This is a genomic window from Pseudovibrio sp. SCP20 (assembly GCF_057774105.1).
Map to the genome: position 1 here is coordinate 1,449,295 of NZ_JBYMDH010000001.1, position 22,841 is coordinate 1,472,135.

Below are 22,841 nucleotides of genomic sequence, written 5' to 3' on the forward strand. Positions count from 1 at the left end.
AAGAAGAGTACCCGCGAAAAATTAAGTCCCTCTCACTGGTAAAATTCCAGTGAGAGGGATTTGATTTACATATTCAGAGCGCGGCCGTAGGCGTCCAGAACACTTTCCTTCATCATTTCGGAAAGGGTCGGATGCGGGAAGCAAGTGTGCATCAGCTCTTCTTCGGTGGTCTCAAGACCCATCGCAACAACGAAGCCCTGAATGAGCTCGGTCACTTCAGCGCCAACCATGTGCGCACCCAGCAGCTGACCAGTCTTGTTGTCGAACACAGTCTTCACAAGACCTTCAGGTTCACCAAGAGCGATCGCCTTACCGTTGCCCATGAATGGGAAGCGACCAACGCGAACCTCGTAACCAGCGTCTTTTGCTTTCTGCTCGGTCAGACCAACGGAGGCAACCTGCGGGTTACAGTAGGTACAGCCAGGAATCTGGTCACGCTTCATTGGGTGAGCGTCAAGGCCGGAGATCTTCTCGATGCAGATCACGCCTTCATGCTCAGCTTTGTGCGCCAGCATTGGAGGACCAGCAACATCACCGATGGCGTAGATGCCAGGCACATTGGTACGGCTGAACTCGTCAGTCACAATGCAACCACGGTCAGTCTTGATGCCAAGAGCTTCAAGGCCGAGGTTCTCAATATTACCAACAACACCAACAGCAGAAATCAGCTTCTCAGCGGTGATTTCCTGTGCCTTACCGTCTTTGGTCTCAATGGTAGCAGTCACCTGCCCCTTGCCTTTAACGACCTTGGAAACCTTCGCTTCCATGACGAACTTGATGCCCTGCTTCTCCATCTGCTTTTTCGCAATCGCGGAGATTTCAGGATCTTCAACTGGCATGATGGTTGGCATCATCTCAACAACGGTCACATCAGCGCCCATTGTTTTGTAGAAGGATGCAAACTCGATACCGATCGCACCGGAACCCATCACGATGAGGGACTTCGGCATTTTTTCCGGAACCATCGCCTCAAAGTAGGTCCAGATGTTTTCCTTGTCAGGCTCAAGACCTGGGATCACACGTGGCTTCGCACCAGTTGCAACAATGATGTGCTTGGCGGAGTAAGAACCGTGACCTTTCACACCCTTTGGAGTTGGGTGCTGTGGCTGCATGGCATCTTTGGAAGAAGGACCAACAGCGATCTCACCCGGCTTGGTGAGCTTAGCTTCACCCCAGATGATGTCCACTTTGTTCTTCTTCATCAGGAAGCCGATACCGCCATTGAGCTGACCGGAAACACCACGGGAGCGCTTCACAACAGCAGCAGCGTCAAAGCTCACACCTTCAGCGGAAAGACCGTAGTCCTTGCCATGCTGCATGTAGTGGTAGATCTCAGCAGAACGCAGCAGCGCCTTGGTTGGGATACAGCCCCAGTTCAGGCAGATACCGCCCATATGTTCACGCTCAACAATCGCGGTCTTGAAACCAAGCTGCGCGGAGCGGATTGCGGTTACATAGCCACCAGGACCAGAACCAATGATAATCACGTCGTAGGCGTTGCCACTCATCTATTTAACCTCGCCAAATCGGCCTCAAGGAGCTTGAGGCTCCACATAAAGGTGGGAGAACTTCGCAAAATTCTCCAAAACGTAGTCGGGCAGTTCTCCGCTGTCCTTGGTGACCAGCTTTCCTCTGCCATCGCCCGCATCCAGACGGTCCAGCGTTCGTTGCGCACGGCCCAGATAGGCATCATTCATGTGTTCGGTGTGCGAGTAAGCCTCGAGTTTTGTAACCACCTTCTCCATGTCCCCCAGAAAGCTGAAGTGCCAGCTGGAAGAACGAAGCAGTTGACGTCGCATAGGTCGGCTGTGCCGTGTGAGAGCTTTCCAGTGCCACAAAGCAGTCTCGAGAACAGGATGGAGACTTTTGCTTTGATAAGCCCGCTCACGCCGCAAAGCCTGAGCTCCCTTGAAAAACATCGCACCGATCATTCTTGGGCAGGAGGTAAAATCCGAGACATCATCTTTAAAGTTCAGTCTGTAGCGGAAAATATCAGCGCCAAAGAATGTCAGGCTCTTCGAACTCTTGGGGTCATTTTTAACTCTGAGCAAAACATCCGGCTTTGGAATTTCATCCACGTCGGACACAAGGATCAGATCATTGACCGCAAGGTCTTTAAGGCCGCGCTCTATGCCGTCGCGTTGGTGGTACTCCCTCGACCAGGCGCTCTGCGGGTTCTGCGGCATATCCTCCACGATCACGTGTCGGATCTTGCTTAAGAACGGTGCAAACCGCGACTTGTTATCAGCAAAATAGAGAGGTTTTTCGGCTCCCGTAAAGGTCTTGGTTGCCTCTACAAGAATGAACTCATCTACCACATCAAACAGTTCGCCAAGGCGAATTTCAAGGGTATCGAGTTCGTTGAAAAACGTGAAGCCATCGACAACTTTGACCATTGATCAGGTCTCCTTGCTCAAACGGTCTTCAGCTTACTCCACTCTATTTGCTCACACCTACCACTTGGATTTACCGGCGAAAAAAGCAGGGGTTTCCTGCTTTCCGCCGGTACATCCTGATTAAACCAGCATGGACATCGGGTTTTCGATGTAGCCTTTGAAGGCCTGCAGAAGTTCTGCACCCAGCGCACCGTCCACCGCGCGGTGGTCAGTGGAAAGGGTCACAGACATCACAGTCGCAGGAACGATTTCATCGCCCTTCACAACCGGACGCTTCTGACCAGCGCCAACAGCAAGGATGGTTGCGTGTGGTGGGTTGATCACCGCAGCAAATTCCTTCACGCCGAACATGCCAAGGTTGGAAACGGAAGTCGTACCGCCCTGGAATTCGGTTGGAGCCAGCTTGCGCTCACGAGCACGCTTCGCCAGATCTTTCATCTCGATGGAGATGGTGGAGAGCGTTTTCTCTTCAGCGCGGCGGATGATCGGAGTGATCAGGCCACCATCGATGGAAACAGCAACACCAACGTCAGCATGCTTATGCATAACCATGCCGCTCTCAAGGTAAGATGCGTTTGCAGCTGGAATTGCTTTCAGTGCCAGCGCATGCGCCTTGATGATCATGTCGTTGACGGACAGCTTGTAAGCAGGCTTGCCATCAGCATCAGTTGGAGCGGAAGAGTTCAGCTGAGCACGCAGAGCCAGCAGAGCATCCAGCTCACACTCTACAGTCAGGTAGAAGTGTGGAACGGTCTGCTTGGATTCTGTCAGGCGCTTCGCAATAACCTTGCGCATGCCATCGTGAGGAACCAGATCGTAAGAGCCTTCCTCAAACAGCTTGAGGGTCTGCTCATCAGATGCACCAGCAGGTGCTGCCTTTGGAGCCTCAGCCGCTTTTGGAGCTTCCGCAGCCTTAGGAGCAGCTTCCGCTTTACCGGTGCCAGCAGCAATCGCAGCTTCAACGTCACGCTTCACAACGCGCCCCTTAGGGCCGGTGCCAGCGATCAGAGCGATGTCCAGACCGTTCTGTTTCGCCAAACGGCGCGCCAGAGGAGAAGAGAACACACGCTCACCAGACGCAGCAACCGGAGCCGCTGGAGCTGGTGCAGGAGCCGCCGCAGCCGCAGGCGCAGCTGGTGCTGCAGGAGCCTGAGGAGCAGCCGCTGCTGGTGCAGGTGCCGCAGCTGGTGCTGCATCCATTGCAGAAGCGTCTTCGCCCTCTTCCAGAAGGATCGCGATCGGTGCATTCACCTTCACGCCTTCGGTTCCTTCAGCAACCATGATCTTACCGATGGTGCCTTCATCGACAGCTTCCACTTCCATGGTCGCTTTGTCGGTTTCAATCTCTGCAATCACGTCGCCTGCAGAAATCGCGTCACCTTCTTTAACCAGCCACTTGGCCAGATTGCCTTCTTCCATGGTTGGAGAAAGCGCAGGCATCAAAATGTTGATTGGCATACCACTTGTCTCCAATTAGGCAGTGTAGGTCACAGCCTTAACAGCGTCGATAACTTCCTTGGCGTTTGGCAGAGCCAGCTTCTCAAGGTTTGCTGCGTAAGGCATTGGAACGTCTTTACCGGTTACGCGCAGAACTGGCGCATCCAGCCAATCGAAGGCTTCGCTCTGAACCTGATAAGCAATTTCAGAGGAAACGGAACAGATTGGGAAGGCTTCTTCTACGGTCACCAGACGGCCTGTCTTGCGAACAGAAGCCAGAACAGTGTCCATATCCAGCGGACGAATGGTGCGCAGGTCGATCAGCTCAACGGAAACGCCTTGTTTCGCCAGCTCATCAACAGCCTGCAGTGCGTAGGTCATGCCAATGCCCCAGGAAACCATGGTCGCATCAGTACCTTCGCGAACGATCTTCGCTTTACCGATTGGCAGAACCAGATCGTCAACTTCCGGCACATCAAAGTGGTGACCGTAAAGGATCTCGTTCTCAAGGAACACAACCGGGTTTGGATCGCGGATAGCAGCTTTCAGAAGGCCCTTTGCATCAGCAGCAGAGTAAGGCTGGATAACCTTGAGGCCCGGAATGGAAGCATACCATGCAGCGTAGTCCTGAGAGTGCTGTGCTGCCACGCGTGCTGCCGCACCGTTTGCACCACGGAACACCATAGGCGCACCCATCTGACCGCCAGACATGTAAAGGGTCTTAGCAGCAGAGTTGATGATGTGGTCAATCGCCTGCATTGCGAAGTTGAAGGTCATGAACTCAACGATTGGGTTCAGGCCTGCCATAGCAGCACCAACAGCAAGACCGGTGAAGCCATGCTCGGTGATTGGGGTATCGATCACGCGCTTTTCGCCGAACTCATCAAGGAGACCCTGAGAGATCTTGTAGGCACCCTGATACTGAGCAACTTCTTCGCCCATCAGGAACACGTTCTCGTTGCGGCGCATTTCTTCAGCCATCGCGTCGCGCAGAGCTTCACGAACGGTCATGCTCACCATTTTGGTGCCCGCAGGAATTTCCGGATCAGCAGGTGCAACGCTGGCAACTGGAGCTGCAGGAGCTGCTGGTGCAGCCGGCGCTTCAGGAGTTGCCGGTGCAGCTGGTGCTTCAGCTGCAGCTGGTGCGGAACCAACCTTATCAGCAGCAGAAGCGTCTTCACCTTCTTCCAGCAGAACTGCGATAGGAGCGTTGACTTTAACTTCTTCAGTGCCTTCAGCAACGAGGATCTTGCCGATCACACCCTCGTCCACGGCTTCCACTTCCATGGTTGCTTTATCGGTTTCGATTTCAGCAATCACGTCACCAGCAGAAACGGTGTCGCCTTCTTTTTTAAGCCACTTGGCCAGCTTGCCTTCTTCCATGGTCGGAGAAAGCGCAGGCATCAAAATTTCAATAGCCATAATTAATTATCCCGACCTTAGAGAACGATGTCCGTGTACAGCTCAGATGGATCCGGCTCAGGATCGTTCTGTGCAAACTCAGCAGAAGCAGCAACAACGCCGCGAACTTCTTTATCGATCGCTTTCAGTTCGTCTTCGGTAGCCCATTCTTTTTCAAGAAGGCGAGCGCGAACCTGTTCAATCGGGTCATGCTCAGAGCGCATCTTCTGGACTTCGTCTTTACTACGGTATTTTGCAGGGTCAGACATGGAGTGACCACGGTAACGGTAGGTGATCATCTCAAGGATGTACGGACCATTGCCTTCACGGCACCATTCCATCGCATAGTCGGTCGCAGCTTTCACCGCGCGCACGTCCATGCCGTCAACCTGAACACCCGGAATGCCGAAGGAAGCACCGCGCTGAGACAGGTCAGTTGTGGAAGATGCACGTTCAATGGAGGTACCCATGCCGTACTTGTTGTTTTCGATCACATAGATCACAGGCAGGTTCCACAGCTTCGCCATGTTGAAGCTCTCGTAAACCTGACCCTGGTTGGCAGCACCATCACCGAAGAACGCCATGGAAACCTTGCCGTTCTCTTTATAGCGGTTAGCAAACGCCAAACCGGTACCAAGAGCAACCTGCGCACCAACGATGCCGTGTCCGCCATAGAACTCCTGTTCTTTGGAGAACATGTGCATGGAACCGCCCTTACCTTTAGACAGACCACCGCGGCGACCAGTCAGTTCGGCCATCACGCCGTTCGGGTCCATGCCACAAGCAAGCATGTGAGCGTGGTCACGGTAAGAAGTGATCATCTGATCACCCTGTTCCTTGGCCATCTCCATTCCAACAACAACAGCTTCCTGACCGATATAAAGGTGACAGAAGCCACCGATCAGACCCATACCGTAAAGCTGACCCGCCTTTTCTTCAAAACGACGGATAAAAAGCATTTCGCGGTAAGCGTTTAGCTCTTCTTCTTTGGAAAATTCTACAAGGTCGGGCACGTTTTTCATCGCACCGCGGGCTTTGGTGGCGCCTTTTGCGCGACCGCCTGAAGACTTGGATTGAGTTCCAGCCATGAGCCTCGTCTCTTTTGACGTGAATTGGTGAAAGCACACTAGCCCCCGCAGCGCTGATTGCCAATATGAGCAAAAACACTTGGGGATTTATGTAAGCTATTGATTTTTATGATATATTCAAGTTAACTCAAATTAGGTTAATTCAATCAAATCAACCTACTTCAAGTTAATACACGCTGATGTTTCAGTTGCGCATGATCGCAACTTCATTCACGTGCGCCAGATTCAGGGAAGCGCGAGCCCTCTCATCCACCATGTCTGGATCAAGGCTCTCCGGGTCAAGCAGCATGACACGGCGTTGTAATTGCAGGCGTTCTGCCCGCAACTCTTCAAGCTCAACTTCCAGAGCAAGGATTTCATGCTCGATCTGTGGTCGACCCACGAGACCCAGCTTACCGTTGAGCGCATGAAATGCAAAGTAGCAAAGCGCACCAATGGCAATTCCCGGCACCAGGAGGTTCTTTAGATAGGAGTGTTTTCGCTGACGTGTGGTAGCTAGCACTGATTGACCTACTCATTACAAAAATGGTCACATGCCCGCACTATTTCACAACGCCCTTAACCAAGAGTTTCCGATAAAACTGAAATTTGGCCATATCTGTTATTTTTTGGAAATTTAAACAATCACGCCCGGCAAGGTCGTTGCGATAATGAGTAGTCCGAATAGCACGCTATTGAAGCTCTATTCTTCGAGAACCTGTGCATGCCTCCCAAACAATCTCTTTAATCGTTTGCAACTCCTATTGAGCACATCTCTTTTTGAGCACGAATATATCCTCAAACAACTCCCGAGAAACCGTCAAAGGAAAGAGGACAGCATATGTTGTGTCAAACAATGGAGCCCCGTATGTCGTGCGACCAGAGCAGCTGGATGTGAAAGACCTCGTTGACAGCTTTTTCTTATCAATAAATTCCACTGCAACGAGGCTTATTTCATCAATCGTTTGCTCATACACAATCTCAGTCGGACCAACGTCCACTTTTCCCTCTCGAATTCGCTTTTCATGCTTTTCTTTATATAGCCTACTCAGCTTTTGTCCCGCCTCCTTCGCAATCTTTGCAGAAGTTGGATTTAGCCGGAATGATGCAAGCACTTTGTCTCTAACCTGACTAGCTTTGATAGACTCAATCTCTGCTAAGTTGATGACAAAGTTCGTACCCAAGTTCTGTGCAGGGAGCTCACATAGACTACGATACTCATTATAAATTTTAAGAGTGCATTGATCAGCTTCTAGAGAGAAGAATCTGTCCGATTTTGAGAAGTCGTCTTTGGCTTTTGCGTTAATTTTCTGAGTAAGCTTATCATCACCTACCAAGCTGTTCTCGGCATACGCCTGCCCCGATGAGATCAGCACGCCCATAAGCAAGAAACTAACAATTGACAGCCAGGACAATCCGACCGACTTGAGAGACAGAGAACTAGGCTTAACCGGCATATTAACTCCTTCTTGCGCGTTTGCCGCCAAAGCCTTTAGCAATGAACACGACAACATACATTTGATATGCTGCGCACATACAATGAAAGCGTTCTGAATGCTATTCAGCGCTCCGCAACAACACAGATAAGTACCCCAAATCTACAGCGTGTTCACTTTTCGTTCTCAAACATGTTCAACTTGCTGGAAACAGATAACAACTCCAGCTTCCCTAAACTAAAAAACGCAGAAATAACACAATCAACGCAAACCAACGCACATAGCAACGCAAAACTGGGATTTCACCGAAACCCCAGCCCACTTAAGCGCTCAAGACAGTGTTTTAGGCGTTTTCAGCAAGGCGGGAGAGTTTGATCAGCACCGCAGCTGTTCCCTTCAACCGATCATCCGCAGACGGCCAGTCGCGGGTCAGCACCACCTTCTGGTCCGGACGGATCTTGGCGAGGATACCTTGTTCCGCGATGTAGGATACCAGCCCCGCCGGATTGTTGAATTCGCCATTACGGAAGGCAATCACAATGCCCTTCGGCCCAGCGTCAATCTTTTCAACATTCGCCTTGCGGCACAGCCCCTTGATGTAGACAATCTTCAGAAGGTGTTGAACTTCCTCAGGAAGTGGCCCGAAGCGGTCAATCATCTCCGCGCCAAACCCATCAATGTCCGCAAGCTCCACGAGGTCCGCCAGACGACGGTAAAGCTCAAGGCGCAGCTGAAGATCCGGCACATAGGTATCGGGGATAAGAACCGGCGTACCGATAGCAATCTGCGGCGACCACTGCTCTTCCTGGAAGTCTTCGCCGCCCGATTTCAGCTGAGCAACCGCCTCCTCCAGCATCTGCTGGTAAAGCTCAAACCCAACCTCTTTAATATGTCCGGACTGCTCTTCCCCCAGCAAGTTACCCGCCCCGCGAATATCCAGATCATGTGATGCCAGCTGGAAGCCAGCACCCAAATTCTCAAGACTTTGCAATACCTTAAGACGCCGTTCTGCCGTAGCAGTCAGCGTCTTGTTGGCAGGAACTGTAAACAAGGCATAGGCTCTTGTCTTAGAACGCCCAACACGCCCTCGGATCTGATAGAGCTGCGCCAGACCAAACATATCCGAGCGGTGCACAATCAAAGTGTTGGCGTTTGGTATGTCCAGACCGGATTCCACAATCGTGGTCGCCAGAAGCACATCAAACTTGCCCTCATAGAAGGCATTCATGATGTCATCCAGTTCCCCCGGAGGCATCTGACCATGGGCAGAAACCACTTTAACTTCAGGTACATTCTCTTCCAGAAACGCCCTCACCTCCGCCAGATCGGAGACACGCGGACACACATAGAAGCTCTGCCCCCCACGATAAAGCTCACGCAGCAAGCTCTCGCGGATAACCATCGGGTCGAACGGGGATATGAAGGAACGTACAGCCAGACGATCCACCGGCGGCGTCGCAATAAGGGAAAGCTCCCGAACACCCGTCAGTGCCAATTGTAGAGTACGAGGAATCGGGGTCGCAGAAAGGGTCAGAACGTGAACATCACTTTTCAGCTCTTTCAACCGTTCTTTATGCTTCACCCCAAAGTGCTGCTCCTCATCGATAATCAGAAGCCCCAAGTCCCTGAAACCAATAGCCTTCCCAAGGAGCGCATGCGTACCGACCACGACATCGACAGAGCCATCCTTCAGGCCCTTCTTGGTCTCAGACAGCTCCTTACCGGGGACAAGTCGTGAAGCCTGGCGCACAACAATAGGCAGTCCGTTAAAGCGATCCGCAAACGTCCGGTAATGCTGGCGCGCCAAAAGCGTCGTCGGCACGACAACCGCCACCTGCCGGCCAGACATCGCCGCCAAAAACGCAGCTCTCAGAGCAACTTCCGTCTTACCAAAGCCCACATCACCACAAACCAACCTGTCCATAGGACGCCCGGACGCCATGTCATCAAAGACAGATTCAATCGCCGTCAGCTGATCATCAGTCTCGTCATAAACAAACCGCGCCGCAAACTCGTCGTAAGCCCCTTCAGGTGCCGTAATCGCAGGAGCAGTCCGCAAAGCGCGTTCCGCAGCAATCTTGATCAGGCCATCGGCAATCTCAAGAATGCGCTTTTTCATCTTGGCTTTACGGGCCTGCCATGCCCCGCCACCAAGCTTATCTAACTGAACTTCCTGATCTTCTGAGCCATAGCGCGTCAGCAGCTCAATGTTCTCAACTGGCAGATAAAGCTTGTCCGACCCCGCATACTGCAGCTCCAGACAATCATGCGGCGCCCCAACAGCTTCAATAGTTTTCAGCCCAATAAACCGGCCAATACCATGCTCCACATGCACAACCAGATCACCCGGAGACAATGCAGAGGCTTCAGTAAGAACATTGGCGCCTTTGGACTTACGCCGACGCTGACGCACCAGACGATCACCGAGGATGTCTTGTTCCCCGATGAAGGCCAGATCATCAATCTCAAAGCCGTGCTCAAGTCCAAGGATGATCAATGCAGTCTGCCCAGCGGGAACTTTGCCAAGCTCTCCAGAGTTCCCAGCATACCCAGTGCGGTCCAATCCATGATCGCTAAGAACCTGCGTCAGACGTTCACGAGAGCCTTCACTCCAACAGGAAAGAACCGCCCTCTTCCCATCCTTGGCAAGCGCAGTCACATGCGTGGAAAGCGCATCAAAGATATTCACGTCACCAGCAGCACGTTCCGCTGCAAAGTTACGTCCCTGACGCCCCCCCATATCAATGGCGGTCTTCCCTGTTCCCGGAGGCATAGCAAACGGGGACAACTGCGCAGAGGCTCTGTCAGCCACACATGTATTGAACTCGGTTTCCTGAAGATAGATCGCTACTGGTGGAATGGGCTTATACGGCACACCTGAAGAGAGAGCTTTGTTGTTCAGGCCATCCTGACGCGCCCCAAAGTGTTCTTCTATCTGTTCCAGCCGCTCTTTGATCATATCCTCGGCATTGGCATCCAGAACAACTGGGGTTTCGCCGATATAATCAAACAGGGTCGCAAGGTTTTCATGGAACAGCGGCAGCCAGTGTTCCATCCCCGCATAGCGACGTCCTTCACTGATGGACTGATACAGAACATCATCCGGCCCGGAAGCGCCAAACGCTGTCACGTAGTTTCTGCGGAAGCGCGAGATTGTCTCTGGCTCAAGAATGATCTCGCTCATAGGAACGAGAGTAAGTCCCTTCTTCTGTGCGAGCGTACGTTGACTATCCGTATCAAAAGAACGAATGGATTCCAGCGTATCACCAAAGAAGTCCAGACGAACCGGCTCTTTGGTGGCAGGCGAGAACAGATCAATAATCCCCCCGCGCACGGCATATTCACCGGTCTCCCGAACAGTAGGCGTACGGGCGAAACCATTCACTTCCAGCCACTTGATAATCTTGTCCGGATTTATCCGATTGCCTGGCGTGAAAGACAGAATATGGTTGGAGGTCCAGTCTCGCACCGGCATCCGCTGCAAAGCCGCGTTGACCGTTGTGATCAGCACAAACTTCTTTTTCTTCGGCAGTCCCTTCGCCAGCCGAAGCAGCGTCAGCAACCGACGCGCAACAATCGCTCCATGCGGGGATACGCGGTCATAGGGCAAGCAATCCCATGCAGGCAGTTGCAGCACTTCCACATCCGGTGCAAAGAAGCCCAGAGCCTCCGTCAGCGCTGCCATCCGCGTTGCATCCCGCGCCACATAGGTCAGCGCAAGGCCGCCCTCCTCAATCTCAGAGAGGATCTTTGAAAGCACATAGGCCTCAGCTCCATCCGGGACAGAAGCGAGCGTTATGTTTTCACTTTTCTTGAGCAAACTTTCAAACACGGGCGGGGCAACCTTATTATTTCAAATCTTTCTCGGACAAATATGGCACCTGAACAGCTCCTATCCAGATGCCCAAGAGCACTTAGCTGTCGCTCTTATCCTTGTAGTAATCCAGGATCTTACGGAACAGTTCTGTATTGGCCTCGTCCGGTACTGGTTTGGTGCCAATGAACCAGGAGAACAGATCCTGATCATGGTGCTGCAGGAACACTTCCAGCTCATCCAGCTCTTCGTCATTCATCTGCGCAATATGCTTCTCAACATAGCCACCAAGCATGATATCCATTTCCTTCATACCACGATGGTGACAACGGAAAACGATACGCTTTCTCCGGTTATCAAGCTCAATGTTCTCGTTTTGATCTTCGCTCTGCGCACTATGATCCATCGTCATTCCCCTAGAAGGTCTCTGATCCCTGTCACTATCTGCAAATAGATAGGGCCAAATCGTTTCGCCTGTATACAACCCTTATTTTCATCTGTCAGTGTTTTCTTAAGGGCGTTGCACAAATCACGGGAACATGGCACAGATCAGGCTAGCTGTTCACGTTATGGTCTATATGGTATGCGCCCTACTCGCCTTGATCCTCTTTTCGCTTCTGTCACCAAGCTCCCGGGCATTGGCCCCAAGATCGCGAAGACCATAACAAACCTGCTTGTCGGCAGCCCGGATCGCGAAGCCCGGATCTCAGATCTTCTCTTCCATGTACCGGTCAACGTTATCGACCGACGCTTGCGCCCAGGTGTCGCCGCTTCTCCGGAAGGCGAAATCGTAACGCTGGTTCTTCATATCGACCAGCACCGCGCACCGCCACGCGGCAGCCGTGCTCCCTACAAGGTTCTGGCGCACGATGAGACCGGAGCAATTGAGCTGGTCTTCTTCCACGCACGCGGAGATTATCTGCAACGCGCTCTGCCGGTTGGCGAAAAGCGTATCATCTCCGGCAAGGTCGAGTGGTTCAACGAACGCGCCCAGATGGTGCACCCGGACCATATGGTCTCTGAGGAAGAAGCCGAGAACTTGCCGCTTGTAGAGCCGGTTTACCCAATGACAGCCGGCCTTGCCTCCAAAACGCTCCAGCGCGCTATGGGCACTGCGCTGCAGTTCCTGCCTCAAATGCCGGAGTGGCAGAACAAAGAGTTTGTAGAGCAACGCAATTTCCCGCCATTTGACGTCGCCCTACGCTCCATTCACAAGCCGGAAGACGCCAGAGATCTGGCACCGGAAGGATTGGCTCGCGCCCGTCTGGCTTATGACGAGTTTCTCGCCAACCAACTTGCCCTTGCACTGGTTCGCAACTCATTGCGTCACATGGGCGGCAAAGCCCGCAAAGGCAATGGCTCCTTGCGCCGGAAGATCCTCGCTGCACTTCCGTTTGAGTTGACTGGTGGTCAGGAAGACGCACTGAAAGAAATCTTCGCTGATCTGGAAGAACCAACCCGCATGCTGCGCCTCCTGCAAGGCGATGTGGGCTCCGGTAAAACCGTCGTCGGCCTCATGGCGATGGCAGCAGTCATCGAAACCGGCGGTCAGGCCGCCATGATGGCGCCAACCGACATTCTCGCCCGTCAGCACTTTGCTTCTATGAAACCGCTCTGCGATGCCGCAGGCATCCGGGCAGCCGTCCTATCCGGCAAAGACACCGCCAAAACCAAACGGGAAATCGGCGAAGCATTGGAAACGGGCGAGATCGATCTGATTGTCGGCACCCACGCCTTGTTCCAGTCCACCGTCAATTTCAAAGATCTCGGCATCACAATCGTCGACGAACAGCACCGCTTCGGCGTTCACCAGCGTCTAGCGCTCTCTTCCAAGGGCGCTCATGTGGATGTGCTAGTCATGACAGCAACTCCAATCCCACGCACCCTCGTCCTCTCTTATTTCGGCGACATGGACGTCTCCCGCCTGACCGACAAACCCAAAGGCCGCCAGGAAATCAAAACGGTCTCCATCTCACTAGATCGCATTGGCGAAGTGGTAGAACGCCTGCGCGCCATGATCACTCAGGGCCAGAAGATCTATTGGGTCTGCCCACTGGTGGAGGAATCTGAAAAGATTGACCTTGCTGCAGCGGAAGAACGCTTCAACGACCTGCAAAACGCACTGGGTCCAGTGGTCGCCCTCGTTCATGGCCGACAGAAAGCCGATGAGAAGCAAGCAGCCATGGACGCCTTCAAGAACGGCGACGCCCGTGTGCTCGTCGCCACCACAGTGATCGAGGTTGGTGTTGACGTTCCTGACGCAACCATCATCGTCATTGAACACGCAGAGCGCTTCGGCCTTGCCCAGCTTCACCAGCTCCGTGGCCGTGTAGGCCGTGGCAGCCTTGCATCGTCCTGTCTATTGCTCTTTAAAGCCCCATTGAATGAGACAGCGGCTTCCCGCCTCAACATTCTGCGCCAAACCAACGATGGCTTCCTGATTGCGGAAGAAGACCTGCGTCTGCGCGGTGAAGGTGAGCTTCTCGGCACACGGCAGTCCGGCTCTCCGGGCTTCAGGCTGGCTTCCATTGAAGATCACGCCGACCTTATGGAAATCGCAAGAGATGATGCCAAGCTCATTATGGCTACAGACCCGGAGCTGGAAACAGAAAGAGGCGACGCCTTGCGCCACCTCCTGTATCTCTTCGCCAGAGACGAAGCTATCAAACTGCTCAGAGCGGGCTGAGTTACTCAGCTGCGACGGTCTCGGAGCCGTCGCCGTCTTTCTTCGCCTTCTTACGCTGATGCGCTTCAACAGCCTTCTTGTCTTCACCTTCCAGAAGCTTCGGATACTCCGGGCTGACAAGACCAGCAGAAATCACAAGCTTTGCAGCATCTTCAACGCTCATGGAAAGCTCAATGATGTCATCACGCGGCACAAACAGCAAAAAGCCTGAGGTTGGGTTTGGCGTGGTTGGCAGAAAGACTGAAACTGTATCTGCTTCATCTTTCAGACGCGCCGCCACTTCCCCCTTGGTATCGGTGGCAAGAAACACAATCGCCCACAAACCTTTGCGCGGATACTCAACCAAGCCAGCTTTGGTGAAGTTGCGCCCGCTATCATTCAAAACAGTCTCAAAGATCTGCTTGAGCGCAGAATAAAGATTACGCACCAGCGGCATACGGCCCAGAATGGACTCGCCAAAGCTGATGAGCGACCGGCCAGCAATGTTAGCGGTCAGAAAACCGATGACGGTAATCGCAAGCAGCGCAGCAAAAAGCCCAAAGCCAGGCACTTCAACCGGCAAATAATTATCTGGATTGTAAATAGATGGCAGAAACGGCTTAACCCAGCCATCAATCAACTGGATAAGCGACCAACTCAGGTACAAGGTGATACCCACCGGACCCGTAATAACAAGGCCAGTAAAGAAGTAGTTCCTGAGCCGCGTCATGAACCCAACGCGCTTCGGCTTTTTATCCCCGTCAGATCCCATCGGCCATACTTTCTTATTTCGGGAACCATCCGCATTATGTCTGCGGCAAGCTGCAGATATATCCGTGCTTCTTTACGAACTAGTGTATTTTGTAGGTTTTGCAAGTTCCCCTTGAAAAAGAATTCACGCTTCTCATGTAATGGGGTGGATATGTTAGCCACGGTCGCCTTTTGTCGCGGCAATAGCCAGATTCCAACTATTGTCAGCACTCATAAACAAGGCGTATAAGGCAGAAACTGCTTGCCAGAAGTGGAGCACCCTGTGAAAAAGCTATTCTACATGACGCTTGGATTAGCCCTTGTGGCCACAGGGATCATTGGCATCTTTCTGCCGCTGCTGCCAACAACAATTTTCTTCATCCTCGCAGCAGGTTGCTTTGCAAAATCAAACCCGCGCTTGGAAAACTGGATCCTGACGCACCCGAAAATCGGCCCAAGTGTCATCCAGTGGCAGGAACATAAAGTCATCCCGAAAAAAGCAAAGGTCTTCGCCTTCACCGGCCTGACCTTCGGCTACCTGATGTTCCTGAAGATGTCCCACCCGACAATCCTGCTGGCTGTCACCGTCGCCCTCATCATGTGCGCCATAGCCGCCTACATCGCCAGCCGCCCCTCAAAACCAATGCCGACCTGAAAGTCAGCTGGCAAGCCTGACAGCCCAACAACAACATCCCCAAAACAAAAAAACGCGGAGCAATAAGCCCCGCGCTTTAAAAATTTCAGCATTCCACCCGCTTATTCAACGGTAACGGACTTTGCCAGGTTGCGTGGTTGGTCTACGTCGGTGCCCATGAACACGGCGGTGTGGTAGGAGAGCATCTGCAGTGGCAGGGCGTAGATGAGTGGAGCGACGATTTCCGGAAGCTCTGGTAGGATGATCATCTGGTTGGCAGCAACACCGGCCGCCTCAGCGCCCTTTTCATCCGTGAACAGAGCAATCTCACCACCACGGGCAGCTACTTCCTGCATGTTGGAGACGGTCTTCTCGTAAACACCATCAAATGGCGCAACGACCAGAACCGGCATGTTCTCATCAATCAACGCGATCGGACCATGCTTCAGCTCGCCCGCTGCATAGCCTTCTGCGTGAATGTAGGAGAGCTCCTTCAGCTTCAACGCACCTTCCAGAGCAAGTGGGAAGCTTGTGCCACGACCGAGGAACAGCGCATGATGCTTCTTGGACATCCATGGCGCTAGCTTTTCGATCTGAGGTTCCAGCTTCAGAGCCTGCATAGCATGTGCAGGCAGCTCGGAAAGCGCACCAACCAGCTCTTTTTCCTGAGCTTCACTTAGATGTCCACGCTGGCGACCAGCCAGCACAGCAAGGCTTGCAAGAACAGCCAGCTGACACGTGAAGGCCTTCGTTGACGCAACACCGATTTCCGGCCCGGCAAAGATCGGGAAGATCAGATCAGATTCACGTGCAATCGTGCTTTCAGAAACGTTCACAACCGCACCGATGGTCATGCCCTGCTCTTTACAGTAGCGCAGTGATGCCAGCGTATCTGCTGTTTCACCGGACTGAGAAATGAACAGCGCCAGATCACCTTCACCCAATGGCATTTCGCGGTAGCGGAACTCGGAGGCAATGTCGATATCAACTGGCAGGCGAGCATACTTCTCAAACCAGTACTTAGCAGTCAGACCCGCATAGTAAGCCGTACCACATGCGGAAATGACAAGGCGATTGATCTTGGAGAAGTCAAAATCATTGCCTTCTGGCAGAGTGACCTTACCCTCATTGAACTTCAGATACTGAGAGATCGCATGACCCAGCACTTCTGGCTGCTCATGGATTTCTTTGGCCATGAAGTGGCGGTAGTTGCCCTTGTCCATCATGGTGGAGCTGACGCTGGACGTTTGCACTACACGCTCAACAGCAGCGTTGTTCTCATCAAAGATCTGCGCACCGGCACGGGTCAAAACAACCCAATCACCTTCTTCAAGGTAGCTGATGCGGTCTGTAAACGGGGACAGAGCAATCGCATCAGAACCAAGGAACATCTCACTTTCGCCATACCCAACAGCAAGCGGGGAACCGCGGCGAGCGCCGATCATCAGGTCGTCCTGATCAGCAAACAGAATTGCCAGTGAGAACGCACCTTTCAGGCGACCAAGAACAGCAGCAACAGCATCCTGTGGGGATTTGCCAGTTTTCACTTCAAGTGAAATCAGGTGCGCAACAACTTCAGAGTCCGTCTCGGTTGAAAGTTTCACACCGGCACTGCGCACATCTTCACGCAACTCCAGGAAGTTTTCGATAATACCGTTATGCACGACCATCACGCCATCAGCAGCGTGTGGGTGTGCATTTTCTACAGTTGGTGCACCGTGAGTTGCCCAACGGGTGTGGCCAATGCCACTTGTGCCGGAAAGAGGCTTGTCTTCCAGCAACGCTTCCAGATTGCGAAGTTTACCCTTCGCACGGCGGCGATTAAGGTCACCGCCAACAACAGTTGCAATACCTGCAGAGTCATACCCGCGATACTCAAGCCGTTTCAGCGCATCTACCAGCAGTGGTGCAACAGGTGTCTGCCCCAAAATACCGACAATACCGCACATAAGTGTTCTCCTTGAAATCCCACCTCGCAACTGATGCGAGCATCAACTTTTGGCCAAGTCTTTAGCCTGATGCACCGCTGCGAGGGAAATCAATCCGTGTTTCGTTTCGTTACAGCTTGAGGATAATTGAGCAAGCACGCTGCTAACCTCAGCAGCGTGCAACATTATTGCTCAGCCCTTTCTTGAAGCTTTAGCCGCAGCGAGCATTTCACGCATCACTTTGGCGCGGCCTTCCTTGTTCACCTGCTGACCACGCCCAATCGCCAACGCGTTCTCAGGCACATCGGAAGTCAGCACAGAGCCCGCAGCAACAAAGGCACCATCACCAAGGGTCAGAGGCGCCACCAGCACGCTGTCAGAGCCGATAAAGCTACCAGCCCCAATGTCTGTGTGATGCTTCAGGTAGCCGTCGTAGTTACAGGTGATCGTGCCGGCCCCGATGTTGGACTTGGCACCAACCCGCGCATCGCCAATGTAGGAAAGGTGGTTGACCTTCGCACCGCTCTCAACCTTGGCATTCTTGATCTCAACAAAGTTGCCGATATGAGCACCTTCTCCGATATCCGCACCCGGACGCAGTCGTGCATAAGGACCAACCGTGGCATCCGCACTCACATGTGCCTTTTCAAGATGAGAAAACGCACGAATGCGAGCACCGTTGTCAACATGAACTCCCGGACCAAACACGACGTTCGGCTCCACCACAACATCTGGATCGATCTCAGTGTCCCAGGAGAAGTAGACAGTTTCCGGCGCCTGCAAGGTCACACCGTTTTCCATGAAGGTCTCGCGTTGAACTTGCTGGAACACAGCTTCACAAGAGGCCAGCTGAGAGCGATTGTTGATACCTTGCACTTCCTTCTCATCAGCCAGTTCAGAAACAACACGCATGCCTTTGCTGCGCGCCACTTCCACAGCGTCAGTCAGGTAATACTCACCCTTGGCGTTGTCGTTTTTGATCTCGGAGATCAGGTCTGGCAATGCTGAGCCTTTGAACGCCATGATGCCAGCGTTGCACAGTGTGACTCTGCGTTCTTCGTCAGTTGCTTCTTTTTCTTCACGGATCGCAACAAGTTCGCCATCGTTTTCCAGAAGACGGCCATATCCAAACGGATCGTCCGCCTCAAAGCCCAGAACCACAACATCAGCACCACCAGAAAGGCGCTCGCGCAGACGATGCAGCGTATCTGCCTTCACCAGTGGTGTATCTCCAAAAAGAACCAGAACGTGATCTGAAGCAGCCTTGTAAGCGTCCTCAGCCGCTTTTACGGCATGGGCTGTTCCAAGACGGTCAACCTGTACATGGCAGGTCGCGTGAGGCACCCGAATGGCGACATGCTCTTCCAGCTTCGCCATCTCTGGGCCAACCACAACAGCAACCTTGTCAGCACCTGCGTGGACGACGGAGTTCAGCACGTGGCCAACAAGCGGCAGCCCGCCAATCTCGTGCATCACCTTTGGCAGGGCCGAACGCATACGCGTTCCCAATCCAGCAGCCAGAACAATTGCCAAACAAGAACTATTGGACATGCAAACCCCTTGGGTAACTTGAAATCAAAACTGACAGGCAACCTGCACCAGAGCTTTGGCATTTCAAAGGACATCCCTTTGCTTTCACCAAGAAAATCAGCGCACCCATTAGAAGTAGCAGATAGTGTTTAATACATCTTTTTCAGGTTGCGTTTGCACTTTGTTAACCATAAAAAATCAAGTTAATACATATAGTTAGGATTAGATTCGAATACGAGGCGACTGGAAGCGTTGCGACTTCCTCATAAAATCAACGAGTTACGGCAAGAACCGAAAGTACTGCGAGAACGTGTGACCGTTCTGGCATGGGGTATTGCTGCGCTCTCGTTCGTCGCCCTCGCCGCCTCCGCAGTGCAGATGCCAGGCAAGTTTGCAGCTCAAACACCCCATTTTACCCAGGCAATAATTCCACTCCCAGCGCCCGGTCCTGTGACCACAACAGCCTCGATTGGTGGACAAACAGCACAAAATGCCTTCCAGATTTATGGTGGAGCTCGCGAAAAAGCCGAATCACAACAGGAACTGCAGAACACAAAAGAGCTTCGGGCCGTGCGCGATGAGATCGTTTCTCTCCGCCGCTCCATGCTGCGCCTGACAGAGCAAAACCGCAGATTGTCGAGCAAGCTGAAGGCGCTGGATAAAGCTGCAAGCCAAGCGCAGACTGAAACCAAAGCCACTCCGAAACCGGCAGTCACTGCATTAAAACCGAAGCAAAAACCGACAACGCCGATCGAAACGCTACCAGCGCCAGAGCTTTCTGCAGCAAAGCCGCAACCACAGACACCCGGTCCATTGCCAGAGATGAAACTCTCAGAACTGGCGGAAATCAAAGAAACCACTCTGCCGGATGCATCCGTACCTGAAACTGTCGCATCAATCCCGGCAAAGGCTGAACTACCTGAGTTTCACAAGACCCCGGCAGCAGGTAAACTCAGCCAGTCGGGCCGTCGCAAGATTGTGCGCACCTCCTTCGCGGTTGACTTGGGCAGCTTTGACAATACCAACGCGCTTAACAGCCAGTGGCAAAAACTCAAGGACAACAATCCTCTCCTGCTGGGTGACCTGAAGAAACGGGTCTCAACTACTGATGTTGACGGAGCAACGCAGTTCACATTGACAGCGGGCCCATTCTTCAACGCGGCAGACACCGCTGTGGTCTGCGCAAGACTGGTGCGAGAAAAAGTCAATTGCTCGCCAACCATTTTCCAATAAGTTAGCTTCATCTTTCTGCACCTGAGATTGGGACCAGCCACGCTAACACTGGCGTGAACAACCCCAGCCTTTCAGGTCATTTCGGAATACCACGCGTGTCTCATTCTCCTTCGAGCTCAAATTGGGCCTCAACATATGCCCTGTTGTTTCTCATGCCCGTTTTCATGAGCTCCAATATCATTATTGCCAAGCCAGCCATTGCCTATACGGAGCCGTGGACCCTCGCCTTTTTCAGATGGGGTCTGGCCTCTCTCATCCTGTTGCCGTTTACATATCGCGAGCTGAAAAGAAGCCTACCGATCATCCGCAAGAACCTGAAGCTCCTCGGCTTTATGGCTTTCCTCGCCATGTGGATCTGCGGTGCCATCGTCTATCTGGCCCTGAAAGAAACATCAGCCACCAACGGAACGCTGATCTACTCCGCAGCCCCTGCTCTGATCCTCGCCCTTGAATGGCTCTTCAGGGGCCGTGCAGTGGCCATGCGAGAACTTGTCGGCATCTCACTGGCCATCATCGGTGTCTTCGTGATTGTCACCAAGGGCTCGCTGGGGAACTTGCTCAGCCTGCAACTGAACAGCGGCGACTTGCTCTTTGCGCTGTGTACACTCAGTTGGGCGATCTATTCCGTGCTCATCAAGAAGAGCCAGCTGCAAAGCATCTCGACAGCACCACTGTTCACGATCCTTGCCATCCTCGGCACGCTCATCCTCGCACCATTCGCAGTCGCTGAGATGGCAATCACATCGTCTGTGCCAAACACAGGCGAAGTCTGGATGTCGATCGCAGGTGTAGCACTGGTCGCATCTGTTGCTTCGTTCCTCACCTACCAGTTCAGCATTCGTCTGGTCGGCCCATCCATCGCAGGCATGTTCATGTATCTCATGACACCTTACGGCGTTGGCATGGCAGTTCTGTTTCTGGGTGAGAAACTGCAGACATTCCACTACCTCGGCTTCGCGCCGATCATGGCGGGTCTCTTGCTTGCAACACTCCCGGCCAGCGTCTTCCGGAAAAAGGCTAGCGCCTAGGACGCGAAAGCAATTAGCTCTAAACGCAAAAAAGCAGGCCCCGGGCCTGCTTTTTCATTTCATCATTTATAGAGCGATTTAGCCGATCTGGGAGAAAACAGGGAAAGTTTCCAGCAGCCAGAAAGAGAATGCCTGAATGTAACCGGTCAGGAAGCCCACACCGGTAAGCACCAGAAACGCACCCATGACTTTCTCTACAGTGCCCATATGTTTGCGGAAGCGCGCCATGAAGCCCATGAACGGTCCAGCAAACATCGCAGCAATCATGAACGGCACACCGATACCCAGCGCATAAGCTGCCAGCAGGATTACGCCCTGATTAACGGAAGCCTGTGTACCAGCAATCAGAAGAATACTTGCCAGAACCGGACCAATGCACGGGGTCCAGCCAAAGCCGAACGCAAGACCCATCAAATAAGCCCCACCAAAGCCGCCCGGCTGGCGATCAATCTGCACACGCGCTTCGCGGTAAAGAAAACCGATCTTGAACGCACCAAGGAAATGCAGACCCATGATGATGATCATCGCACCTGCCACATAAGCAAGGTACTGAGAGTACTGCAGCACGAACTGACCAAGGAACGAAGCACTTGCACCAAGCAGCACAAACACGGTTGAGAACCCGGCCACAAAACACATGGCCGCAATCATAACCCTGTTGCTCTGCGCTGCGCTTTTATCTTTGCTTGTCACCTCTTCAATGGACAGACCAGCGATGTATCCAAGATAAGGCGGCACCAGCGGTAAGACGCAGGGAGAAACAAACGACAAAATGCCCGCGAAAAATGCGCCCCATAGGGTGATGTCTTGCAACATGTAGCTTTCCTAATTCCGTTTGGAATGCATCCTGAAGGACCTGACGCTGACACGCATGATGGCGTGACAAAGTTCTGGTCCGGCAACAGATGACCAACGCTTATATATACAATTTTGCTGAAAGTTGGATGTGTTTCGTCAAACAGGCAAGAAAATCTGCGACACATTTTGGTGAACGGCGGATAGAAACACGCAACCACCGTCCACCAGAAACACTAGAAGTGACTTTTACTTGTCACGAACAACCAGAACAGACTGGTTGGCATGGCGCACAACGCGCGCCGCATTCGGCCCCAGAAGGAAGTCCTTCAGCTCAGGGCGATGCGAGGAAAGAACAATCAGATCCGTGCCCAACTTATCAGCTGCGCTGGTGATCTCTTCATAGATCGTTCCATGGGCAATATGCCCTTTCACATCCAGCTCCTCATCAGGAAGTTGCGTATCCAGAAACTCTTCAAGAGCTTCACGGGTACGCTCCAGAGCTTCGGTTTCAAATTCGCGAGCAAAATAGCCGCCAACAATAGATTTGCCAAAATCTGGCAGTACCGTCACCACATGCAGCTGAGCCTTGTAATGACGAGCCAGATCAACAGCCACGGGAAGCGCAGTTTTCCAGCTGCTTTCTTCGTTCAGATCCAAAGGCAGCAAGATATTGGAGTACATTTCCCAACTCCTCAAAAAATTATAGTTTTATGGCACAGCCCGC

The 22,841-nt window shown here is 52.8% G+C and carries 18 protein-coding genes; 4 read left to right on the forward strand and 14 right to left on the reverse strand.

Annotated features, from left to right (window positions below; genetic code table 11):
• Positions 1-65: 65 nt before the first annotated feature.
• The 9 genes from lpdA to AC3CB2_RS06440 all read right to left on the reverse strand — a co-directional run bounded on the left by lpdA (position 66) and on the right by AC3CB2_RS06440 (position 11,957).
• On the reverse strand, positions 66-1,508 hold the full coding sequence (gene lpdA / locus AC3CB2_RS06400; RefSeq protein WP_008546277.1) for a dihydrolipoyl dehydrogenase: 1,443 nt from the start codon (positions 1,506-1,508) through the stop codon (positions 66-68).
• A gap of 24 nt (positions 1,509-1,532) precedes the next feature.
• Positions 1,533-2,396: a glycosyltransferase family 17 protein gene (locus AC3CB2_RS06405; RefSeq protein ID WP_352929949.1), complete on the reverse strand. Its 864-nt coding sequence runs from the start codon at positions 2,394-2,396 to the stop codon at positions 1,533-1,535.
• A gap of 120 nt (positions 2,397-2,516) precedes the next feature.
• On the reverse strand, positions 2,517-3,854 hold the full coding sequence (locus tag AC3CB2_RS06410) for a pyruvate dehydrogenase complex dihydrolipoamide acetyltransferase (RefSeq protein WP_352929946.1): 1,338 nt from the start codon (positions 3,852-3,854) through the stop codon (positions 2,517-2,519).
• 15 nt (positions 3,855-3,869) lie between these two features.
• Positions 3,870-5,255, reverse strand: coding sequence for a pyruvate dehydrogenase complex E1 component subunit beta (locus AC3CB2_RS06415; protein WP_352929943.1), 1,386 nt, complete (start codon positions 5,253-5,255; stop codon positions 3,870-3,872).
• Positions 5,256-5,272: 17 nt separating this feature from the next.
• Positions 5,273-6,322: a pyruvate dehydrogenase (acetyl-transferring) E1 component subunit alpha gene (gene pdhA, locus AC3CB2_RS06420; RefSeq protein ID WP_352929940.1), complete on the reverse strand. Its 1,050-nt coding sequence runs from the start codon at positions 6,320-6,322 to the stop codon at positions 5,273-5,275.
• 184 nt (positions 6,323-6,506) lie between these two features.
• A complete protein-coding gene (locus AC3CB2_RS06425) occupies positions 6,507-6,773 on the reverse strand; it encodes an FtsB family cell division protein (protein WP_008546702.1) in 267 nt (88 codons plus the stop codon).
• A gap of 289 nt (positions 6,774-7,062) precedes the next feature.
• Positions 7,063-7,758 carry a hypothetical protein gene (locus tag AC3CB2_RS06430; RefSeq protein ID WP_352929937.1) on the reverse strand — a complete coding sequence of 232 codons (696 nt, stop codon included), beginning with the start codon at positions 7,756-7,758 and terminating at the stop codon, positions 7,063-7,065.
• Positions 7,759-8,080: 322 nt separating this feature from the next.
• Positions 8,081-11,569: a transcription-repair coupling factor gene (gene mfd, locus AC3CB2_RS06435; RefSeq protein ID WP_352929934.1), complete on the reverse strand. Its 3,489-nt coding sequence runs from the start codon at positions 11,567-11,569 to the stop codon at positions 8,081-8,083.
• An 82-nt stretch (positions 11,570-11,651) separates the two neighbouring features.
• Positions 11,652-11,957 (reverse strand): FAD assembly factor SdhE, encoded by a 306-nt coding sequence (locus AC3CB2_RS06440; protein ID WP_014285836.1) that lies wholly within the window; start codon positions 11,955-11,957, stop codon positions 11,652-11,654.
• Positions 11,958-12,134: 177 nt separating this feature from the next.
• Between AC3CB2_RS06440 and recG the strand changes: the two genes are divergently transcribed.
• Entirely contained in the window at positions 12,135-14,237 is a 2,103-nt protein-coding gene (gene recG / locus AC3CB2_RS06445; RefSeq protein ID WP_352929931.1) for an ATP-dependent DNA helicase RecG, read from the forward strand.
• A 1-nt stretch (position 14,238) separates the two neighbouring features.
• Here recG and AC3CB2_RS06450 read toward each other — a convergent pair whose 3' ends face one another.
• The gene (locus AC3CB2_RS06450; protein ID WP_014285838.1) at positions 14,239-14,988 is read right to left on the reverse strand and encodes a DUF502 domain-containing protein; all 750 of its coding nucleotides are present in this window, start codon (positions 14,986-14,988) and stop codon (positions 14,239-14,241) included.
• Between the two features lie 261 nt (positions 14,989-15,249).
• On the opposite strand from AC3CB2_RS06450, the gene AC3CB2_RS06455 reads away from it, so the two are divergent.
• The gene (locus AC3CB2_RS06455) at positions 15,250-15,621 is read left to right on the forward strand and encodes a YbaN family protein (RefSeq protein WP_413037956.1); all 372 of its coding nucleotides are present in this window, start codon (positions 15,250-15,252) and stop codon (positions 15,619-15,621) included.
• Positions 15,622-15,722: 101 nt separating this feature from the next.
• Here the strand turns inward: AC3CB2_RS06455 and glmS are convergent, their stop codons facing one another.
• On the reverse strand, positions 15,723-17,549 hold the full coding sequence (glmS, locus tag AC3CB2_RS06460; RefSeq protein WP_352929927.1) for a glutamine--fructose-6-phosphate transaminase (isomerizing): 1,827 nt from the start codon (positions 17,547-17,549) through the stop codon (positions 15,723-15,725).
• A 171-nt stretch (positions 17,550-17,720) separates the two neighbouring features.
• The gene (gene glmU, locus AC3CB2_RS06465) at positions 17,721-19,079 is read right to left on the reverse strand and encodes a bifunctional UDP-N-acetylglucosamine diphosphorylase/glucosamine-1-phosphate N-acetyltransferase GlmU (protein WP_352929924.1); all 1,359 of its coding nucleotides are present in this window, start codon (positions 19,077-19,079) and stop codon (positions 17,721-17,723) included.
• A gap of 231 nt (positions 19,080-19,310) precedes the next feature.
• Between glmU and AC3CB2_RS06470 the strand changes: the two genes are divergently transcribed.
• Positions 19,311-20,291: a sporulation protein gene (locus AC3CB2_RS06470; RefSeq protein ID WP_352929921.1), complete on the forward strand. Its 981-nt coding sequence runs from the start codon at positions 19,311-19,313 to the stop codon at positions 20,289-20,291.
• Between the two features lie 95 nt (positions 20,292-20,386).
• On the forward strand, positions 20,387-21,319 hold the full coding sequence (locus AC3CB2_RS06475) for a DMT family transporter (RefSeq protein WP_352929918.1): 933 nt from the start codon (positions 20,387-20,389) through the stop codon (positions 21,317-21,319).
• A gap of 78 nt (positions 21,320-21,397) precedes the next feature.
• Here the strand turns inward: AC3CB2_RS06475 and AC3CB2_RS06480 are convergent, their stop codons facing one another.
• Both AC3CB2_RS06480 and AC3CB2_RS06485 read right to left on the reverse strand, forming a co-directional pair.
• Complete coding sequence (locus AC3CB2_RS06480) at positions 21,398-22,135, reverse strand: cytochrome c biogenesis CcdA family protein (RefSeq protein ID WP_008546769.1); 738 nt, start codon at positions 22,133-22,135, stop codon at positions 21,398-21,400.
• A 228-nt stretch (positions 22,136-22,363) separates the two neighbouring features.
• Complete coding sequence (locus tag AC3CB2_RS06485; RefSeq protein WP_008546255.1) at positions 22,364-22,798, reverse strand: universal stress protein; 435 nt, start codon at positions 22,796-22,798, stop codon at positions 22,364-22,366.
• Between the last annotated feature and the right edge of the window lie 43 nt (positions 22,799-22,841).